The organism is Dyadobacter sp. 3J3 (assembly GCF_009801115.1).
Lineage (GTDB): Bacteria > Bacteroidota > Bacteroidia > Cytophagales > Spirosomataceae > Dyadobacter.
Window position 1 is genome coordinate 22,583 of record NZ_VTOL01000014.1, and the last position, 17,450, is coordinate 40,032.

Below are 17,450 nucleotides of genomic sequence, written 5' to 3' on the forward strand. Positions count from 1 at the left end.
AATTCACCATTAACAATTAATCATTAAAAAAACTATCTTCTTATCAGCCAGTTTTCGGGGTTGAGGCGGGATGTACTTTTCCATATCTGGAATTGAAGTTCAGAAGTTCCGTCTCCATCCGTTGCAACGCGTCCGATTGTTTCTCTGGCTTTTACTTTTTGTCCGGCCTGAACGGTTACTCCCGACATTTTTGCATAAACCGTCATGTAATTTCCATGCTGAATAGCGACCACATTGCCCATTCCCGGCATTTGTGTCACATCCAGCACAACACCATCGTAAACAGTTCGCACCGTTTCTCCTGCATTCGTTTGTATATCAACACCCAGGTTATCAACCATCACACCTTTTAAAACAGCATGTGGACGTTGTCCAAAATGGCCGGAAATAAATCCTCTCGTCGGCCAGGATAGCCGTGACTGCGAAGCTGCAAAGGACGATGCAAGCGTAACTTCTTCATCACTCATCCCACTGGATGAAACAACAGGCTCATCTTTTGGTTCTTCTACAACAACTTTCGCTTCGCCTTTTTTCTCTCTTTCCGCGTTTTCACGTGCTACGCGTTCGCGTTCCGCTTTTCTTTTAGCTTCGCGCTCAGCCCGCTCTTCTCTCTCTCTTCTTTCTCTCTCCTTTTTCTCCCTTTCTGCAATACGACGAATGTTTGCTTCCAGTAAATTTGTCGCTTTCCGGTTTTCAGCTAACTGATTTCTCAGCTCAACTTCTTTTTGAGATAATTCTTTTACAACTTCATCCTGCTTGGTTTTCAGGCCTTCAAGTTTTGTATTTTCCGAAACCTGGGTAACGAGTACTGTTTGCTGTTGTTGTTTTTTGGAAGTGATACGCTGGCGTTCGGCCATCAGTTCTTTTTCAAGAACTTCCATTTGTTTTACCTGCCCCTGTCTGGCGTCCGTATATTGTTTCAGATATTTGTAACGTAAAACAAACTGGTTGAAAGTCCCGGATGAAAACAGGAAAACCAACTGATTCAGATAAACGTTTCTCTTGGACGCCTCATAAATCATATCACCATATTCTTCCTTCAATTTACCCAGATCATTGGCAAGTACCGAACGCTTTTTTTCAAGCGTTTTGAGTTCCTTATCCAGAATGGCCATATCATCCGATAACAGATCAATCTTTTTCTTTAAGTTATTGATTTGCTGATTCAGGGCACGTAACTGACCTAGGTTGACGTTTTTTTGAGACGAAGTCTGTTTCAGAATACTCTGAATTTCATTCATCTTGCTCTGGTTTTCGCCTTTTTCCCGTTCCAGCTGTTCGCGGGTTTTTTGAGCAAATACGCTAAAAGACGTACAGCACAAAACTGTGAGTACCAGAAATAAACGACGATAATTCGGTTGATGAAAGGGCATATTTATTTTTCTTGCTGCCAAAATACCTTAAACGGCGCGTAAAGTTAAGCAGACTTCACGTTTTTGTGCCTATAAATGAGTAGAGAATCTGATTTTTACCTTTTCCGGGTGTAGCTGGATGGTATACTAAAAGGGAATCCTGGATTTTTACCTGTCAATTCTACCTTGTTATGTTTGATACGCATCATTGTCTGGTAAAACTGCTTGTCTTTTTGAGACTGCACATCCAGGTTAATAAGACTGCCGAAAGGAAAGAGAGAGCCACTTACATCTCTAAAATCTTCATAATTAAGTACAAAGGTATTTTTAGTAGGAACTTCAACCGCTTTAAGCTTTTGAAGTTTCAGATTTTTCTCATCAATATAATTATCCAAAACGATTCGTGTATTCTCCTGATGCAGTACCACAAACTCGTTTTCCTTATAATATTTAGATTCAGCTGCGGGTGCAAACGGAAGATTTCCAATAATAATTGATTGCAAAAGTTTAAAATTCAGATCGAAATTATATTGCTTACTAAGCTGTGCGTAAGTAAAAACAAAATATTCTTTATGAAATTTATCTACAAACACAATGGAATCCGGAGTGATCAAACCACGTGCTACTTCAAATCCAACCCCGGTTACAGACAACCAGATCAGGCTGTCTTTTTTTATTCTGATATTAACGTTCGTGTTATCAAAATCCTGTGTGCTGCTGCGAAAGGAAAATTTGGATTTTGTCAAAAGATAATCAAATGCGACTTCTTTCACCGTAACAGGTGCTATGGAATTGGCAACCATTGAATCTGTTTTTGAAGAATCTTTAACGACAAAAGAAGAATCAATCGTTGGTCTTGTAGTTCCTTTTGAAAGATGTTTTTTGTGGCATGAAGTAAACCAAATGCAACTCAAAGCCAGGAACCATACTGTAATCTTATTGTTCATGTAATGTCCCGGTTGCTATTTTTTTATCCAGTAGTTCAGTTGTTTCTCCCATTTTTTTTGCTTTTTTCCATTGAAGAACGGCGTTATCGCGCTCTCCAAGTTTAAAAAGTACATCTCCATAATGTTCAACAATCGTGCCACTGATATTGGATGTATCCTGAATCGCCTTTTCTAACGATTCCTTTGCTTTTTTGTAATCTTTCCGAATGTACAATACCCAGGCATAAGTATCCAGATAGGTTGCATTATCCTGGTGTTGCTGCACCAGATGTTCCGACATTTTTAACGCCAGATCCAGTTTTTCTTTACGAAGAGAAAGGAAATAACTGTAATTATTCAAAACGTGGTCGTTGTCCGGATTTTCCTTTAAAGCAAGGTCGTAAGCCGCATCTGACTTCACATTATCACCAAGGCCATTGTATGCGTCACCAAGCTGCGCATGGATATAAGGAATCATATCCGGCTTGTCCGTGATCAGTTTAAGACTTTCTTCAAAGGATGAAATGGCTTGTTTGTAATTCTTTTTCATCAAAAGCGCTGTTCCGTTGGAGTACCATAACAGGCCTTGATTCGGGAATATTTCCAGTGCTTTTTCTGAATGAACCAACAGACTGTCAACCTGATTTAATTCCCCGTCCAACTGAATTATTGCACCCCAGACTTCGTAAACAGAACCATCCAGTCTGGCTGCTTTTGCATACATATCTCTCGCCTCTGCTTTTTGTCCTCGGCGCATCAATAAGTCGGCATAAATAACATGCGTACGAGCTTCATTTGGGTGTGTTTCTGCCAATTGCTTGGCAAGAACCAGCGCTTCATCCATTTCTGCATCGGTTTTCAGCATTTTAAGATATCCTGAAAGTACGCGAATTTTAGGATCCGCATCCAGATTTGGATTAGCAAAAACCAGTTTTAATTCCTGATTACATTTTTCAACATCACCATTTCGGCGATAAATATCCGCCAGCAGCACATGTGCCTGAGCTTCATCAGGGTTAATTTTTAATGCATCCTGCAAAGGGGCAATAGCATCCGAAATTTTATCATTAGCAATCAGCATTTCAGCGATTTCCACACGATAACTTGCTTCTCCCGGTTCGCTGTCGATCAGTTTTTTCGCTTCGGACAACGCTTTATCCAGTTTATTTTCTCTCAAATAAAGCTGTTCTTTCTGATGGGTTATTTCTTCTGTTACACCAATTGATTTTTCAAGAAGATCGTAAGTCTGGATTGCTTTGTCAAATTGCTCGTTGAAAACATAAATTGCAGCCAGCTCAATTCCATATTCCAGATTTTCCGGATTTTTGGCAACCAGCGGTTCATAAATTTGAGCTGCCTCGGCATATTTTCTTTTTTTAGCATAAAGTTCTGCTAACTGCTTTGCATAAAACGCATTGGTTTTATCAAGCTCAAAAGCCTTTTTTGCAGGAATGACCGCTTCATCCTGTCTGTCCAGTTTCAAAAGAGCAGTTGCCAGCAAATAATATCCAGCGCCATCGGATGGACTTTTTTTAATAATCTGTTCAAAAACCGGAAGCGCGCGGGCAGGCTGGTCCGTCATCATAAACTTCATTCCTTCCGAGGTAAGTGTTTCCTCTTCCAGCCGAAATCCTGAAACCACTGCGGATTTTTCCTTTTCACGCGTTTTACTCTTACGTTGCGCATCAACGCGCACGATCCCGCAAGCCATCAAAAGGCTTGTCAGCAAGAATATCCTGAATAATTCTATCCTCATATTTTATCTTGTTGCCAATCAGAAATTAAGACGGATTGACTGTTTCAATATAATCAGCAAAGGTACCATTTTTTTTTCGGCTTGATTTGCAGAAATCCCGGTCTCGTTTTCAATAGTAACGGATATTACAAAATATTCGTGTAAGAAAATCACTTATCGTATAGAATAACTTCCCTCAGCCGAACCGGGTATTCCCCAGGCTGTTAATGCCTCAGCGCGGATTGTTACGTTTGTATTGGCATCCGTGTTGAAATAACTAAACTTTACTTTACCATTTTTGTCGGTTTTAAGCAAAGGAGCCCAGAAAATGGTTGAGCGAAAGTCGGGTACATTGTTATTGGGAAGATCTAAATCATAGCGAGGTACATAAAATTCTCTGGACGTATTAAAACCTGCGATTTTGGAAACGGTTACGCCCAGTACAATATCTTTGGAATAATCGTAATTTACATTGGCACGTTTTGTCAAAACGGAGATAACACCTCCACCACCCCTGCTGCCAAATATTGCTGCGGAAGCTCCTTTTAATACATCTATTGATTCAACGTCAAATATATTAAGAGAGGTGATTAAATCTTTATCAGTAGGTACGCCATCCAATAAAAAAGTGGGTTCAGTATTGCTGTTTCGGATGCGTACTGTGGCATTGGAGCCAGTGCCCGAAACGACCACACCCGCTACACGGCCCTGGAGCATATCAAGTACTGTCATGGCGCCTCCGGTTGTCATGGACGAAACTTTTATCGTTGCATCGGCGTGGTTGTATAATTTTCTGGAATCCCGCTGAGCTTCCTTTTGTCCGCGGATTGTGACTTCTTTTAAAAGTTTTTCCCTGCTATCACGAATTTTCTTTTCAATCGCCAGATACTCTTCTGTCCTTTTTAAGTAGGCCGCCATTTGTAATGCGTCCACGGTAATTGGATAAAACGGTATACGTGAAATGGTGAATTTTGGCGGGTCGAACGGTTTTACAAGAATGTTAAGCATATCCCTGTTCTTAGGATTCATTCCCTGCAAGCGAGCATTTAAGGAATCTTTAAAAACCAGGTTGTCAAGGGAAAATAAACCGGTTGATCCTGATTCCGTGGTGAGAAAAGTATTAATACTATCGCTCGTAAGATAAACAGAGAGCATGACATTTTCAGCCGGTTTTTTACTGTTACGCTTCACTTCTCCCTGAATTGAAAAACCTTGTTCTACAAAACGCGAAGGCGCCGTATGAGTTTCTTGTAAAACGTCTTTCCAGTCGAACCGGCGCCATCCCTGAGTCATCATAAGAATGTCAACTTTGATTTTGCGGTCTTCTTTTGTTGGATCAAAATAATAAGAAGGCTGCTCAATAGTACCTTTCAGATCGGAAGAAAGCATTAGGTATGAAAGGATATTCTGATCAAAAGGCTGTTGCGCTATTTGACCTGCATCGGTAACGGCCACCGACAAATTGGTTTCTACCGGCGCGCCAGAACTGTCTGTAACTGTCAATTCGACCTCCGTTTTCTCTCTTAATTTATAGCTGTTTTTTTCAGTTTTGATTTTAACATTCAGACGATCACCATGATCGATAAAAATAACTCTTTCACAAACAGGTTGATTTAAATGATCAAAAAGTGTAAGCTGTGTGATGCCATCAGGAAATGCCGATGTTGGAACATTTAACTGCAACCCTTTTTTTGTTACTTTTCCTTTTGCCGCAAAAGCAACCAAACCTCTGGAGTGTGCAACGATATTTATTTCTTTTTCGGTATTATCAGCAAAGTTTGCATAAATCAGGACGCGCATTTTATCAGTCGTGGTCAGATTATTAACCATCATAATATATCCTTCCGATTTTACTTCCGGAAAATTAAATGCCTTAAAAGGTTCCGAGTTTTTTCTCAGATAAGCCGTATATTTTTGATTGGCTGCTGGTTCAAAGGGGAATTTCCCCATACCCAAATGCTCACTTTTCAGTGCTGCAATGGTATCGTTGTTCTGATTAAGAATAAAACCATTGACATCCGGACCCAAACCAGATTCATCAATAGCCTTAAAACCTATGCGGCTGCTCAGACCCGCAACAAGTTGTCCGCCTTCCGGGAAAAACTGGACATCCAGCGCAGAAACAGGACTTGCGGGTTTTTCTATATTGTCATTGAAAAGATAAATGTCTTTGTGAAAGAAGAAGTCTTCCTGGAAATTACGCATCCAGCTGGTGTAGGCCCGGATGGTGTAAGCACCCTTAGGCAAGTCATCATTCAGGACAATATCGCCATTTCCCAAACCTCCGACGAGTTTTACTCTTCGCAATGCTATATTTTTCCCACTTCGTTTATCAACAAGATCAACATAAAGTACCTGACTGGCACTATCTGCAAAATGGACGGAACCTTCAACTAAATAGGCTTTGAACCAAAGGGTATCACCAGCGACATAATAGGGTTTGTCCAAATGGAGATACGCTTTTTCCTGAGGGAAAATGCGGCGGTATTCCTGTAACCGGGATAGAATTATTTTGGAAAAATCATCCTCCGCCCATTTGTATGAAGCGAGCAGGAAAATGGCAAAAATCAGAGTGGTTGTTTTTAGGAAGGTAAGTTTAAAAGGCATGGCTAATGATGATTTTTTAGTTTTAATGGTGAGGTTATAAGTATGGTTTTATTTTGAATAATAATTAATTTGTTATGGCCTATTATATCACCCTTTCAGGGTTGAAATAATTGTATGTACTCACTTTTTCTATAATAATATCATCCCTTCAGGATTCTTGATACTCGGATTTTTAGGTCAAGCCTTCTTGATTTTGGTTTCTTATGCTACCCTACGCGGGCCGCCCTATGCGGGCTGCTCTTTCAGGGTTAAAAAAATATGTAATCACTTTTTCTACAATAATATCATGCCTTCGGGATTGTTGATACTCGGATTTTTAGGTCAAGCCTTCTTGATTTTGGTTTCTTATGCTAGCCTGGGCGGGTCTCCCTATGCGGGCAACCCGCCCAAGGTTTTACAAATAGCAAGTAATCACTTTTTCTACAATAATATCATCCCTTTGGGATTGTTGCTGCTCGGGATTTTCTAAATTAAAACCCAAATTTTGGCAATATTTTGATTTTGAAATGCTGTCAAATTTCCAGTCTATAGGGTTTATTTTATTCAATAAACTTCTTCAATCCATAATCCCGAAGGGATGATATTATGATAGAAAGTTCGATTAATCTTAGGACTTAACCCAGAATGGGTGGCATAACCTGCTTAACTATTTTTTTACTCCTAAATAATTCGAAAAACGAAATTCTTAGTACTCAATCCATTCAAACAAATATTTCTCGTCATACTGAACCTGAAATTTCGCGAGCATATCCATATATTCTTCTTTAAATGTTTTCTTTTGATGATGTGCTTCCTGGTTACTAATATACTTAAAAACTGCATCAACTTGTGACTGCCCATAGGTGAAAGCTCCAAAACCTTCCTGCCATGAAAACTTTCCTTTCACAAATTTTTTTGAATTAATAAAATTTGAAGAATTGTTCTTGATATCTCCAACCAGAACATACAATTGTGAAAAGTACCCGGCATCCTGATAGTATGTTTAGTGTGTGTTACTTAATAAAATTCAATTCCTTCTATTCAACCGTTGAACTGCCAGAAAAATCGGATAACTCAATACTAAAAACAATAACGAATACTTACTGCTTGAAATATCCTGAACAACCGCAGAAATCAAAAAGGCAATTGAAATAATCAGCATCAAAATGGGCAAAACAGGATATGCAGGCACTTTCCACGGACGGGCTAAAAGCGGTTCTTTTTTTCTCAACATTAATAGTGAAGCAAAACCAGACGTGTAACCCAGCACAAAAAAGAACGTTGCGATATCTGAAAGCTTTTCACAGGCTTCTTTTCCTGCCAAAATAAGAATGATAGCAACACCCGCCGTTATCGGCATAGCCAGGGCCGGTGTTCCCCCTTTATTTACATACGTTGCAGCATTGATAAACAGGCCATCACGACTCATGGAGTACAAAACTCTGGGATTAAATAACATTTGCGCATTTACAATTCCAAGGATGGAAACCATCAGAAATATCGTTACAATTTTTCCGGAGCCCTCTCCAAAAATAAGCGTGATTGCATCCGCCGCAGCGAGCTTAGAATTAGCTAATGCGTTCATTGGCAAAATGTAAAGTATTGCCAGATTGCAGAGCAGATAAATAATGATGATCAGCAAAACACCGCCAATCATCGATTTTGGAAGATTTTTCGTTGGGTTTTCATCCTCTTCGGTAAAATAGGCAGCAGTATGCCAGCCGTCATAAGTATAGAAAATCGCTTGAAGTGAAAATATGATGGGGCCAATGAAACTTCCCGTTTGAATAATCTTACTGGTCGTTAAAGTGGCATCTGCTGAGGAAATTTCTTTTCCATAGATGTAACAAACGGCAACAAAAGTGAATAATCCAAGAGCTTTCAAAAAACTCATTACATTTTGAAATGTACTCGCTAATGCAAGTCCAATTAAATGTATTCCGGTTAAAATAAGTAATATAGAAGCAGCAACATAAGGCTCGTAACCCAAAAGTGATGGGATAAGGAGTGCAAGATATTCGCTCATCGTATAAACTCCGAAACCAAGCGCAGCACAGGTTCCAAGCCAGCTGTTTATTCCAACTACAAATCCTGCATAATCGCCGAAAGCACGACGGGCATACACATACCAGGCTCCTGCTTTGGGTACAGAGGTCCCGAGTTCAATCGTACAAAGTGTTCCAAGAAAGGCGTATAAACTGACTGCAATCCAAACGCCCATGATAAGCCATGGTTCTCCCAGTTGAGCAGCGATGGGTCCGGGTTTTCTGAGAATGCCGGTTCCGATGGTACCGCCGATGGTTACGGCTATACCAAATCCGACACCGAGTATTTTGAGAAGTTCTTTTTTGGGAGAAGGTTGTGTCATAGGAGTGATCAGGAAAAGTACTTTTTCGAAAATAGTCAAAGTTTCGTAAAGTTAGCGCTACCGTACCACCGTTTTGTCAAAATGTAGATTGATAAAATAATGCAAAAAAAATAGGGTACAAGCTCGAAAGCCTGTACCCTATTAAAATTTTATACTATTTACCCTACAAAACCGCCTCAGCCAAAACCAAAACTTTATTGTTCAGTACCTCAACCACACCACCATCGATGGTATAAGTTGTTTTGGCGCCACTGATATCAACAACCACATCGCCACGTTTAAGCGAGCTTACAAGCGGTGCGTGATTGTTCAAAACCTGGAACTGTCCGTCGGTACCCGGTAAAGTAACAGCATTTGCCTCTCCGGCAAATACTTTTTTATCTGGGGTAATGATATCTAAATGCATATTTAATTGGCTTTTGGCTGTTAGCGATCAATATTGTGATTATCTGTTAGCAGCTTCTGCCATCATTTTTTCACCTTTGATCTGCGCATCTTCGATCGTTCCAACAAGGTTGAAAGCCATTTCAGGAAGGTGATCGTAACCGCCATCCATGATCTGGTTGAAACCTTTGATTGTATCGTTGATATCTACCAACACACCTTTAAGACCTGTAAACTGTTCAGCCACAAAGAAAGGTTGTGACAAGAAACGTTCAACACGACGAGCGCGTGATACGACTAATTTATCTTCATCAGATAATTCTTCCATACCCAAAATCGCGATGATGTCCTGCAATTCTTTGTAGCGTTGCAAAATGTTTTTCACGCGTTGAGCACAGTCGTAATGTGCGTCACCCAATGTTTCAGCGTTCAAAATACGAGAAACTGAATCTAGTGGATCCACAGCTGGATAAATACCTTTTTCTGCAACTTTACGAGAAAGTGTCGTTGTTGCGTCCAAGTGAGTAAATGTCGTTGCCGGTGCCGGATCCGTCAAGTCATCCGCAGGTACGTAAACAGCCTGTACAGAAGTGATAGAACCACGTTTTGTCGAAGTAATACGTTCCTGCATCTGGCCCATTTCAGTAGCCAAAGTTGGTTGGTAACCTACCGCAGAAGGCATACGACCCAGAAGAGCGGATACTTCAGAACCTGCTTGTGTAAAACGGAAGATATTATCGATAAAGAAAAGGATATCACGTCCTTGTCCTTCGCCATCTCCGTCACGGAAATATTCAGCAACTGTAAGACCTGTCAAGGCAACACGTGCACGTGCTCCAGGAGGCTCGTTCATCTGACCGAACACGAAAGTAGCCTGTGAATCTTTCAAAGTTTCGTAATCCACTTTTGAAATATCCCATCCACCTTCTTCCATGCTGTGTTTGAAATCGTCACCGTATTTAATAATACCCGCTTCGATCATCTCACGCATCAAGTCATTTCCTTCACGGGTACGCTCTCCAACACCTGCAAATACTGAAAGACCAGCATATGCTTTTGCGATGTTGTTGATCAATTCCTGAATCAATACTGTTTTACCAACACCTGCACCACCGAACAAACCGATTTTACCACCTTTTACATAAGGAGCAAGCAAATCGATTACTTTAATACCTGTGAAAAGTACCTCAGTAGCTGTTGCCAAATCTTCATATTTTGGAGCAGCGCGGTGAATAGAAATACGTTTGTCAGTTGAGTCAACTGGTTTAAGACCGTCAATTGGCTCTCCAATTACGTTAAACAAACGTCCTTTAATTGATTCGCCAGTCGGGATTGTGATTGGTGAACCAAGCGGAGTTACTACCATCCCGCGGAACATACCCTCAGTACTATCCATCGCGATAGTACGAACTCTGTCTTCTCCCAAATGCTGCTGACATTCAAGGATTACTTTTTGTCCGTTTGATTTGATGACCTCTAATGCATCAAGAATAGCCGGGATGCGTTCGCTGTCTTCAAATGATACGTCTACAACGGGTCCAATTACCTGCGTAATTTTTCCTAAGTTTGTTGCGTTTGCCATTATAAGAATTTTAGTATAGTCTATGAGAGGTTATTTCGAACCGCAAAAGTAGGAGATAATTTGGTCAGTACCAATAGTGTCACACTTGATTTATAGGATATTTTTTAGAAAATCACCCAAATTAGGTGAAAAGTGTATAGAAATTATCAGAATCGGCACGAAAATAGGTTTAGGAAGGAACTTTTTATTTCTTGTTAAGACAAATTTTATTAAGCTTTAAGTTATATTTTGGATTTGACGAGAGATATTTATGAATTAAATTCGAGGTAATATTTAAGTGGAAAATGAATGCACACATTATATAATTGTTAAAATGAATGCAGAACTTTTGAAACGTATCACCTTCAATACCAATCAATGTGGTGGCAAACCCTGCATTAGAAATATGCGTATCAGAGTCAAAGATGTATTGGAACTGTTAGCAAATGGTTTAACAGCTAATGAAATAGTTGAAGGTGAATTTCCTTATCTTGAAATGGAAGATATTAAAGCATGCCTTTTATATGCTTCTATTAAATTGTAAAAATAGGATTCATCTTATTAATTGAGCTGCCAACCTCTTCAATCAACCGACTTAATAGAAATTACCGGACGTTAATGTTAGTTTTAGCCCGTTATATCAAAATTGCATGAACCGGCGTTGGTAATCTTTCCTTATCGGGCTAAAAATATTTATGAAAGAACTTTTTTTCTGGAGAGTGTGGTCGTCCTCTGAACGCCGTATCAGTATCGCGGCATTTTTTACCATTTTATTGGCTCTTGTTTTCTTTATTGTTAAAGGCATTGATCCGCTTGCCAACGTTATCCGCTGGGATGTTTTGAGCGAATTATCCGATATCTCTACGGTTGTCGATATTCTTAAATTTGATCAATGGCAATACGGGATTTCCGGCCCATCCAACCTCGTCACGGAGCAATTTGTTGCGTCAACGATGCAAACGGATTTCCTGACGATCAAAATATTCTGGGGGTTCATCATTGTCGGACTTTCCTTTATCCTTGCTTCGTTAACCACCATGCCCCGTTTCTGGTATCTGGCCGGAATGGTGGCTTTTATTGTTTTGGTGGCCTCAGCCCGTTTGGAAATGCTCGGTGTATTTGGAGAGGGAAGTCGTGTATTATTTGTTCTTACCGTTGCTTCATATGCCGGACTGAGCTATTATTTCCATGCTTTTCGTCCGGATCTTGGTATTGGGATCAGGATTCTGGGACTTTCCGGAATTTCCATTTTCCTTTTATTGCTCGTCACATTTCTGTCGCCGGTAGCATTTCCTGCTCTTACTGCGGCTTCTTATTCTATGCCTATCTGGCTTTTGATTTCCATTTTATTCCTGCTGATTTCCGCTACGGAAATTATCGCAGGCCTGGTATGGTTAAGTACGAGCGGTCAGATGAAGGCAGGGAAATCCGGTTTTACCAATTTTTTGGTGATAACAATTCTTTACCTACTTTCTCTGGTATTGCTTTATTTGAAAAATACGAGACAAATTGATTGGGATCTTACCTTATTAAGTCCGGTCTTCCTGGCCATCGCAGCCGGAATTCTTGGCATATGGGGCTTCAAAAAACGAATTGATTCCACCAATGGGCTACTTTCCTTCCGCTCAACGGGTTTTTGGTTATATACGGGAATGTTTATTGTTACAGGCGCATTTGCTGGTTATGCAGCGGGTACAGCAAATGATCCTTTACTGGAAGTAATGGAAGATGTAGTCGTGAATGGACAATTAGCGATGGGAATCGTTTTTCTGTTTTATATCGTTATCAACTTTTATGAGATTTTCCTGCAAAATCTGGCTGTTCATAAAGTATTGTACAAACCGATGCGCTTTGGTTTAACCCAAACAAGATTATTTGGTTTTGCAGGCGTTGTATTATTATTTTCAATTCAAAGATTGCTCCCCGTACACCAAGGAATTGCCGGATATTTCAATGGATTGGGCGATCTATATTCCAATACAGCAGAATATCCCCTGGCCGAACAATATTACAAAATGGCATTGCAGCAGGAATTTCAAAATCATAAATCTAATTACGCGCTAGCTTCTCTGGCGCTTACGCAGGGGGACAAAGTTGCCGGTGCTTATTATTTCCGTCAGGCTTTATTGAAAAATCCATCACCTCAGGCCTATGCCGGATTAACGGGAGTGTTGATGCAGGAAAGCTTATTTTTCGATGCGATTTTCAGTTTGCAGGAAGGACTGAGAGCATTTCCTGAAAGTGGTGAATTACTCAATAATCTTGGTATGCTTTATGCCAAAACAAATGTTGCCGATTCAGCGCATTATTATTTGGATAAGGCAGAAAAAACTAGCAAAAAACCTGAGGTTCCGGCCACCAATTTATTAGCAATTTGGGCCAGAAGCACGGATTCGGGACTGCTGGATTCGTTAGCGAATCATACTAAGTCACATAAATATCTTTCCTGGCAGGCCAACTGGCTTGCGGTTCAAAATCTGCGTCAGGATTTTTCCAAACAGGATTTTAATAAAGATGTGATCAAACCGGATTCTTCGCTAAGTGTTTCGGGATTGGCTTATCTGGTGAATTATTCAAAAAACCAAGCAAGACAAGACAGTCTTCCGGCTGGTTTTTTACCAAAACTTGCAAATAAGAATCAGCTGCTTGCTGAGGATTTATCGTTAGCGGCGCTTTATCCTGAATTTTACAGCGGAGATAAGTTGAAGGCTATCGAAACACTTTCAACCTGGGCGGAACAAGGCGGGGAAAAGGCAAAAACCTATCACAAAATTTTGGGTCACTGGTTATTGCAGGTCGGGTTATATGATCTGGCGATCAAACATCTTAGCAACGTAGACGGTGTTGAAGGAACACTTGGACAAGCGGTGGGTTATGCATTGTTAGGTCAGCAGGCTATTGGAGGAATTTTACTGGAAAAATTGCAGGAAAAGGAGAAAAATCCGGCTTTGGAAAATCTGCAAACTACGTTGGCCACGATCAAACCTCCTAAAACAAAAGCGGATTCCCTGTTTGTGATTGCTCAAAAATCACCTTCTGAAAAGAATTTTGATGCGGCTGTTCACGCGAATCCTTTTGATGTGAAAATAGTAGCCGCAAGCGCGAATTTCTACATGCAGAAAAAGCAGGTTTCCAAAGCCTACGGTATCGTTTTGAATGCATTGAAATTTAACGATCGCGCACCTGCACTTTGGGAAGAATATTCAATTTTGAGTTTGAAGCAAGGTCTTATCGGTCAGGCGGATGAAGGACAAGCTATGGTAAAGGAAATTTCCTCTCCTGCCGGTTATCAGGCTTTTTCGGCTCGCTATCAACCTATGCGCGCTCTTATCGAAAAACAAAGAGCAGAGTTTAAGTGATTTTTTATTTTAGCATTTGAATCTTGTTTTCCTGCCGGTTTTAAGTTTGAAATACAGATACCCTATGATTTTACAATGGAAATCTTCTTTAAGCGGAAAAGAAACACGGATTTTTCGTGGTAAAGTCATTGCCGGACTGCTTAAAAAAAGTATCTGGAAGGATGATGGTTACGGAGAACTGAATGGCCATATGCTGAGGTTCGAAACAAAAGGTTTTCTACACCGTACGACCAGAATTTTGGATATTGAGGGGAAAGTGGAACTTGGCAAAATCGAATATAAAACCTGGAAAAGCACTGCCGTTGTTACGTTTGAAAGTGAATCCTATGAATGGAAATTTGATTCGTGGGTGAGAAAAAAGTGGCAGATAAGTAATGGAGCCAACAGCGCTGTATTTTCAAAAACGAGTCTCTGGAAAAGTGAAGGAGAAATTGAAACAGAAGATATCTCGCCGGCAATGATCCTGACGGGACTTTTCATTTATGGTTATTTCTGGAAAATAGCGGCAGCATCCTGATTAATATAAACTTTCCTATCAAAAAATATTGTCCTTATGAAAATCATTGAAACGACCGATATCTCAAAACGTTATGTGATGGGCAGCGAGATAATCCAGGCACTAAAATCGGTAACTATTTCCGTGAGTAAAGGAGAATACGTTGCGTTTATGGGGCCGTCAGGTTCCGGAAAATCGACCTTGATGAATATTATTGGTTGTCTGGATACACCCAGTACCGGCAAATATATTCTGAATAATAAGGACGTCAGCGATATGACGGAAAGCGAGCTGGCGGAAATCCGTAATAAAGAAATTGGTTTTGTTTTTCAGACTTTCAATCTTTTGCCGAGGATGTCATCGCTTGATAATGTTGCGCTTCCGCTGATTTATGCCGGTTTAAATAAGTCTGACAGAACCGAAAAAGCGATGCTTTCTCTGAAAAATGTTGGCCTGGAAAATCGCGCCGGACACAGACCCAATGAACTTTCCGGAGGCCAGCGCCAGCGTGTAGCCATTGCGCGTGCTTTGGTAAATGACCCAAGTATTTTACTTGCTGATGAGCCAACAGGAAACTTGGATTCGAAGACATCCTACGAAATCATGGATCTTTTTGACCAACTATACAGCAAAGGAAATACAATTGTCATGGTTACGCACGAGGAGGATATCGCGCATTATGCGCACAGGATCATACGTTTGCGTGACGGTCTGGTTGAGTCTGATTCTATTAATCCAAATCCGACAAAGGTTGGACATCTGGTTTGATGATATAAATGTCATTTGACATAATTTTAGTAACTTTCGGAAAAAAACGAGTAGTAAGATGGAAGGAATCAGCTATTTAGTCGAAATTTTAGAGGATATCGAAGACGTAATAGCAATTTATTTGAGAAAAGAGGAAGAGCTTTTTAAATGGGATGATGTCAGGGAAGAATTAATGACAAAAGAGTAGAAACACAGAAAACATTCAAGCACTTTCTCGTTAGTAAAATACAAAAATCAAAGTAAAATCCGAATGAATTACTGAATCGATGTAATTTATTCGGATTATTTTTAGTTAATACCTTTATGAAAATCAATTTCGCAGACTTAATTTTATTTGAAAACGAGGACTTTCTTCTCGTTAATAAACCACCTCATTTAGCGACGCTGGATGAACGTACTGCCGACCGGGGCGGAAGTGTTTTACGCCTTGCCAAAGAATATAATTCTGAATTGCAGGCAGCGCACCGTTTGGATAAGGAAACTTCGGGTGTTTTGGCTTTTGCAAAAAATCCGGCCGCGTATCGCCATTTGGCCATGCAATTTGAGCATCGCCAGGTTACCAAACGTTATCATGCCGTAGCAAATGGAATCCATAATCTGGAGAGTATTTCTGTATACTTACCGATTTTAGCTTTAAAAAATGGCACAGCTGTAAAAATTGACCGCGCCGAAGGAAAGATAGCGGAAACTATTTTTAATACACTCAAAGTGTATCGCGGTTACACACTTGTGGAATGTATCCCCATTACCGGCCGTATGCACCAGATCCGTATTCACCTTTCCTGTCTGAAAGCGCCTATTGTTTGTGATCCCCAATATGGCGGAGACCCGATCTTTCTTTCTACTTTGAAACGGAAATTCAATTTGAAAAAAGAAACAGAAGAACAGCCGCTTATTCAACGGGTTGCACTTCACGCGTTTTCTCTTTCTTTCGCATTGATGAACGGAGAACCGGTTAAAATTGAAGCACCTTATCCAAAAGATTTTGAAGTTTTGGTAAAACAATTGAATAAGTTTGGAGTGTAGGTAAGTAATTGTAAAAGTAAATTGCTTTTACAATACTAACTGACTTACAGTTATCTCCAATTAATCAATCGCCCTCTTAATTACATGAAATCAATTCTATTTTTTGTTAGAAGCAATTTTATCTTATTTTTTTTCATAGTCGGTTTAACCAGCTTTTGTCATGCACAAAATGGCCGTAAACCTGATATTATCATATTGAAAAATGATACAAAGCTCGAAGTTTCCATTCAGGAGGTAGAAGAGAATGTAATAAAATACAAAAAGCTCACGGATCCCAATGGTCCGCTTTTCTCGGTCAAAAAAACTGAAATTGCATCAGTGCTATACGGGAATGGTGATGTAGCGACTTTTTCAGATACTGCAAGTGATACGTTTTTTAAGGAAGAAAGCAGCACAAAGCCAATAGAGCGGAATCCACAACCAATTGCTGGAAACAAGTTTGATGAAACGATCTTTGCGCAAAAGTCTAATCAGCTCAGACAGTCGTATCAATATTATAAATCAAGGTCAAAGAAAGGATTGGTTTCAGGAATTGTCTGGACTGTGCTTGGATCAGTTTCCATGGTTGTTGGTGCTGCGTTAATCACAGACAGTGGTTATAACAACGGGTACGGCAATTACAGCTACAATAATAATGAAGGAACCGGTGCATTACTTTTAATCGGTGGATTAGTAGGCGGTGCAACTTTCGGAACAATAGGTTTTGTAAAAGCAGGGAAAAACGGATCAAAAGCAACCAGGATCCGCAGGGAGCTTATTAGAAGAAATGAGCCAATTTCATTCAGTGTTAAACCTGGATTTAATCCGGCAACACAATCTGGGTATCTTTCTTTGAAAATGAATTTCTGAAAATATTATATAACAGGCATCAAAAAAGCGGTTTGGGATC

15 protein-coding genes are annotated in these 17,450 nt (G+C 40.1%); 7 read left to right on the forward strand and 8 right to left on the reverse strand.

Annotated elements, in window-relative coordinates; genetic code table 11:
- Window positions 1-32: 32 nt before the first annotated feature.
- The 8 genes from FZF08_RS25135 to atpD form a co-directional block, all read right to left on the reverse strand.
- Entirely contained in the window at window positions 33-1,373 is a 1,341-nt protein-coding gene (locus FZF08_RS25135) for a murein hydrolase activator EnvC (protein ID WP_159475275.1), read from the reverse strand.
- Between the two features lie 95 nt (window positions 1,374-1,468).
- Entirely contained in the window at window positions 1,469-2,299 is an 831-nt protein-coding gene (locus tag FZF08_RS25140) for a DUF4292 domain-containing protein (protein WP_159475277.1), read from the reverse strand.
- Window positions 2,289-4,034, reverse strand: coding sequence for a tetratricopeptide repeat protein (locus FZF08_RS25145; protein WP_159475280.1), 1,746 nt, complete (start codon window positions 4,032-4,034; stop codon window positions 2,289-2,291). Before FZF08_RS25145 ends, FZF08_RS25140 begins: the two co-directional genes overlap by 11 nt.
- A 153-nt stretch (window positions 4,035-4,187) precedes the next feature.
- Window positions 4,188-6,620 (reverse strand): TonB-dependent receptor, encoded by a 2,433-nt coding sequence (locus FZF08_RS25150; protein WP_159475283.1) that lies wholly within the window; start codon window positions 6,618-6,620, stop codon window positions 4,188-4,190.
- A 685-nt stretch (window positions 6,621-7,305) separates the two neighbouring features.
- The gene (locus tag FZF08_RS25155) at window positions 7,306-7,569 is read right to left on the reverse strand and encodes a transposase (protein WP_159475286.1); all 264 of its coding nucleotides are present in this window, start codon (window positions 7,567-7,569) and stop codon (window positions 7,306-7,308) included.
- A gap of 57 nt (window positions 7,570-7,626) precedes the next feature.
- A complete protein-coding gene (locus FZF08_RS25160) occupies window positions 7,627-8,967 on the reverse strand; it encodes an APC family permease (RefSeq protein ID WP_159475617.1) in 1,341 nt (446 codons plus the stop codon).
- 163 nt (window positions 8,968-9,130) lie between these two features.
- A complete protein-coding gene (gene atpC / locus FZF08_RS25165) occupies window positions 9,131-9,373 on the reverse strand; it encodes an ATP synthase F1 subunit epsilon (RefSeq protein ID WP_090340768.1) in 243 nt (80 codons plus the stop codon).
- A gap of 39 nt (window positions 9,374-9,412) precedes the next feature.
- The gene (gene atpD, locus FZF08_RS25170) at window positions 9,413-10,933 is read right to left on the reverse strand and encodes a F0F1 ATP synthase subunit beta (protein WP_159475289.1); all 1,521 of its coding nucleotides are present in this window, start codon (window positions 10,931-10,933) and stop codon (window positions 9,413-9,415) included.
- A gap of 313 nt (window positions 10,934-11,246) precedes the next feature.
- Between atpD and FZF08_RS25175 the strand changes: the two genes are divergently transcribed.
- The 7 genes from FZF08_RS25175 to FZF08_RS25200 all read left to right on the forward strand — a co-directional run bounded on the left by FZF08_RS25175 (window position 11,247) and on the right by FZF08_RS25200 (window position 17,410).
- Window positions 11,247-11,456 (forward strand): DUF433 domain-containing protein, encoded by a 210-nt coding sequence (locus tag FZF08_RS25175; protein WP_159475292.1) that lies wholly within the window; start codon window positions 11,247-11,249, stop codon window positions 11,454-11,456.
- Between the two features lie 151 nt (window positions 11,457-11,607).
- Entirely contained in the window at window positions 11,608-14,271 is a 2,664-nt protein-coding gene (locus FZF08_RS25180) for a hypothetical protein (RefSeq protein ID WP_159475295.1), read from the forward strand.
- A 64-nt stretch (window positions 14,272-14,335) separates the two neighbouring features.
- Window positions 14,336-14,788, forward strand: coding sequence for a hypothetical protein (locus FZF08_RS25185; protein WP_159475298.1), 453 nt, complete (start codon window positions 14,336-14,338; stop codon window positions 14,786-14,788).
- A 36-nt stretch (window positions 14,789-14,824) separates the two neighbouring features.
- Window positions 14,825-15,535, forward strand: a complete 711-nt coding sequence (locus FZF08_RS25190; protein ID WP_159475301.1) for an ABC transporter ATP-binding protein — start codon at window positions 14,825-14,827, stop codon at window positions 15,533-15,535.
- Window positions 15,536-15,593: 58 nt separating this feature from the next.
- Entirely contained in the window at window positions 15,594-15,722 is a 129-nt protein-coding gene (locus tag FZF08_RS32110) for a hypothetical protein (RefSeq protein ID WP_255463701.1), read from the forward strand.
- A gap of 116 nt (window positions 15,723-15,838) precedes the next feature.
- A complete protein-coding gene (locus FZF08_RS25195; RefSeq protein ID WP_159475304.1) occupies window positions 15,839-16,561 on the forward strand; it encodes an RluA family pseudouridine synthase in 723 nt (240 codons plus the stop codon).
- Between the two features lie 195 nt (window positions 16,562-16,756).
- Window positions 16,757-17,410 (forward strand): hypothetical protein, encoded by a 654-nt coding sequence (locus tag FZF08_RS25200; RefSeq protein ID WP_159475307.1) that lies wholly within the window; start codon window positions 16,757-16,759, stop codon window positions 17,408-17,410.
- The last annotated feature ends 40 nt before the right edge of the window (window positions 17,411-17,450 follow it).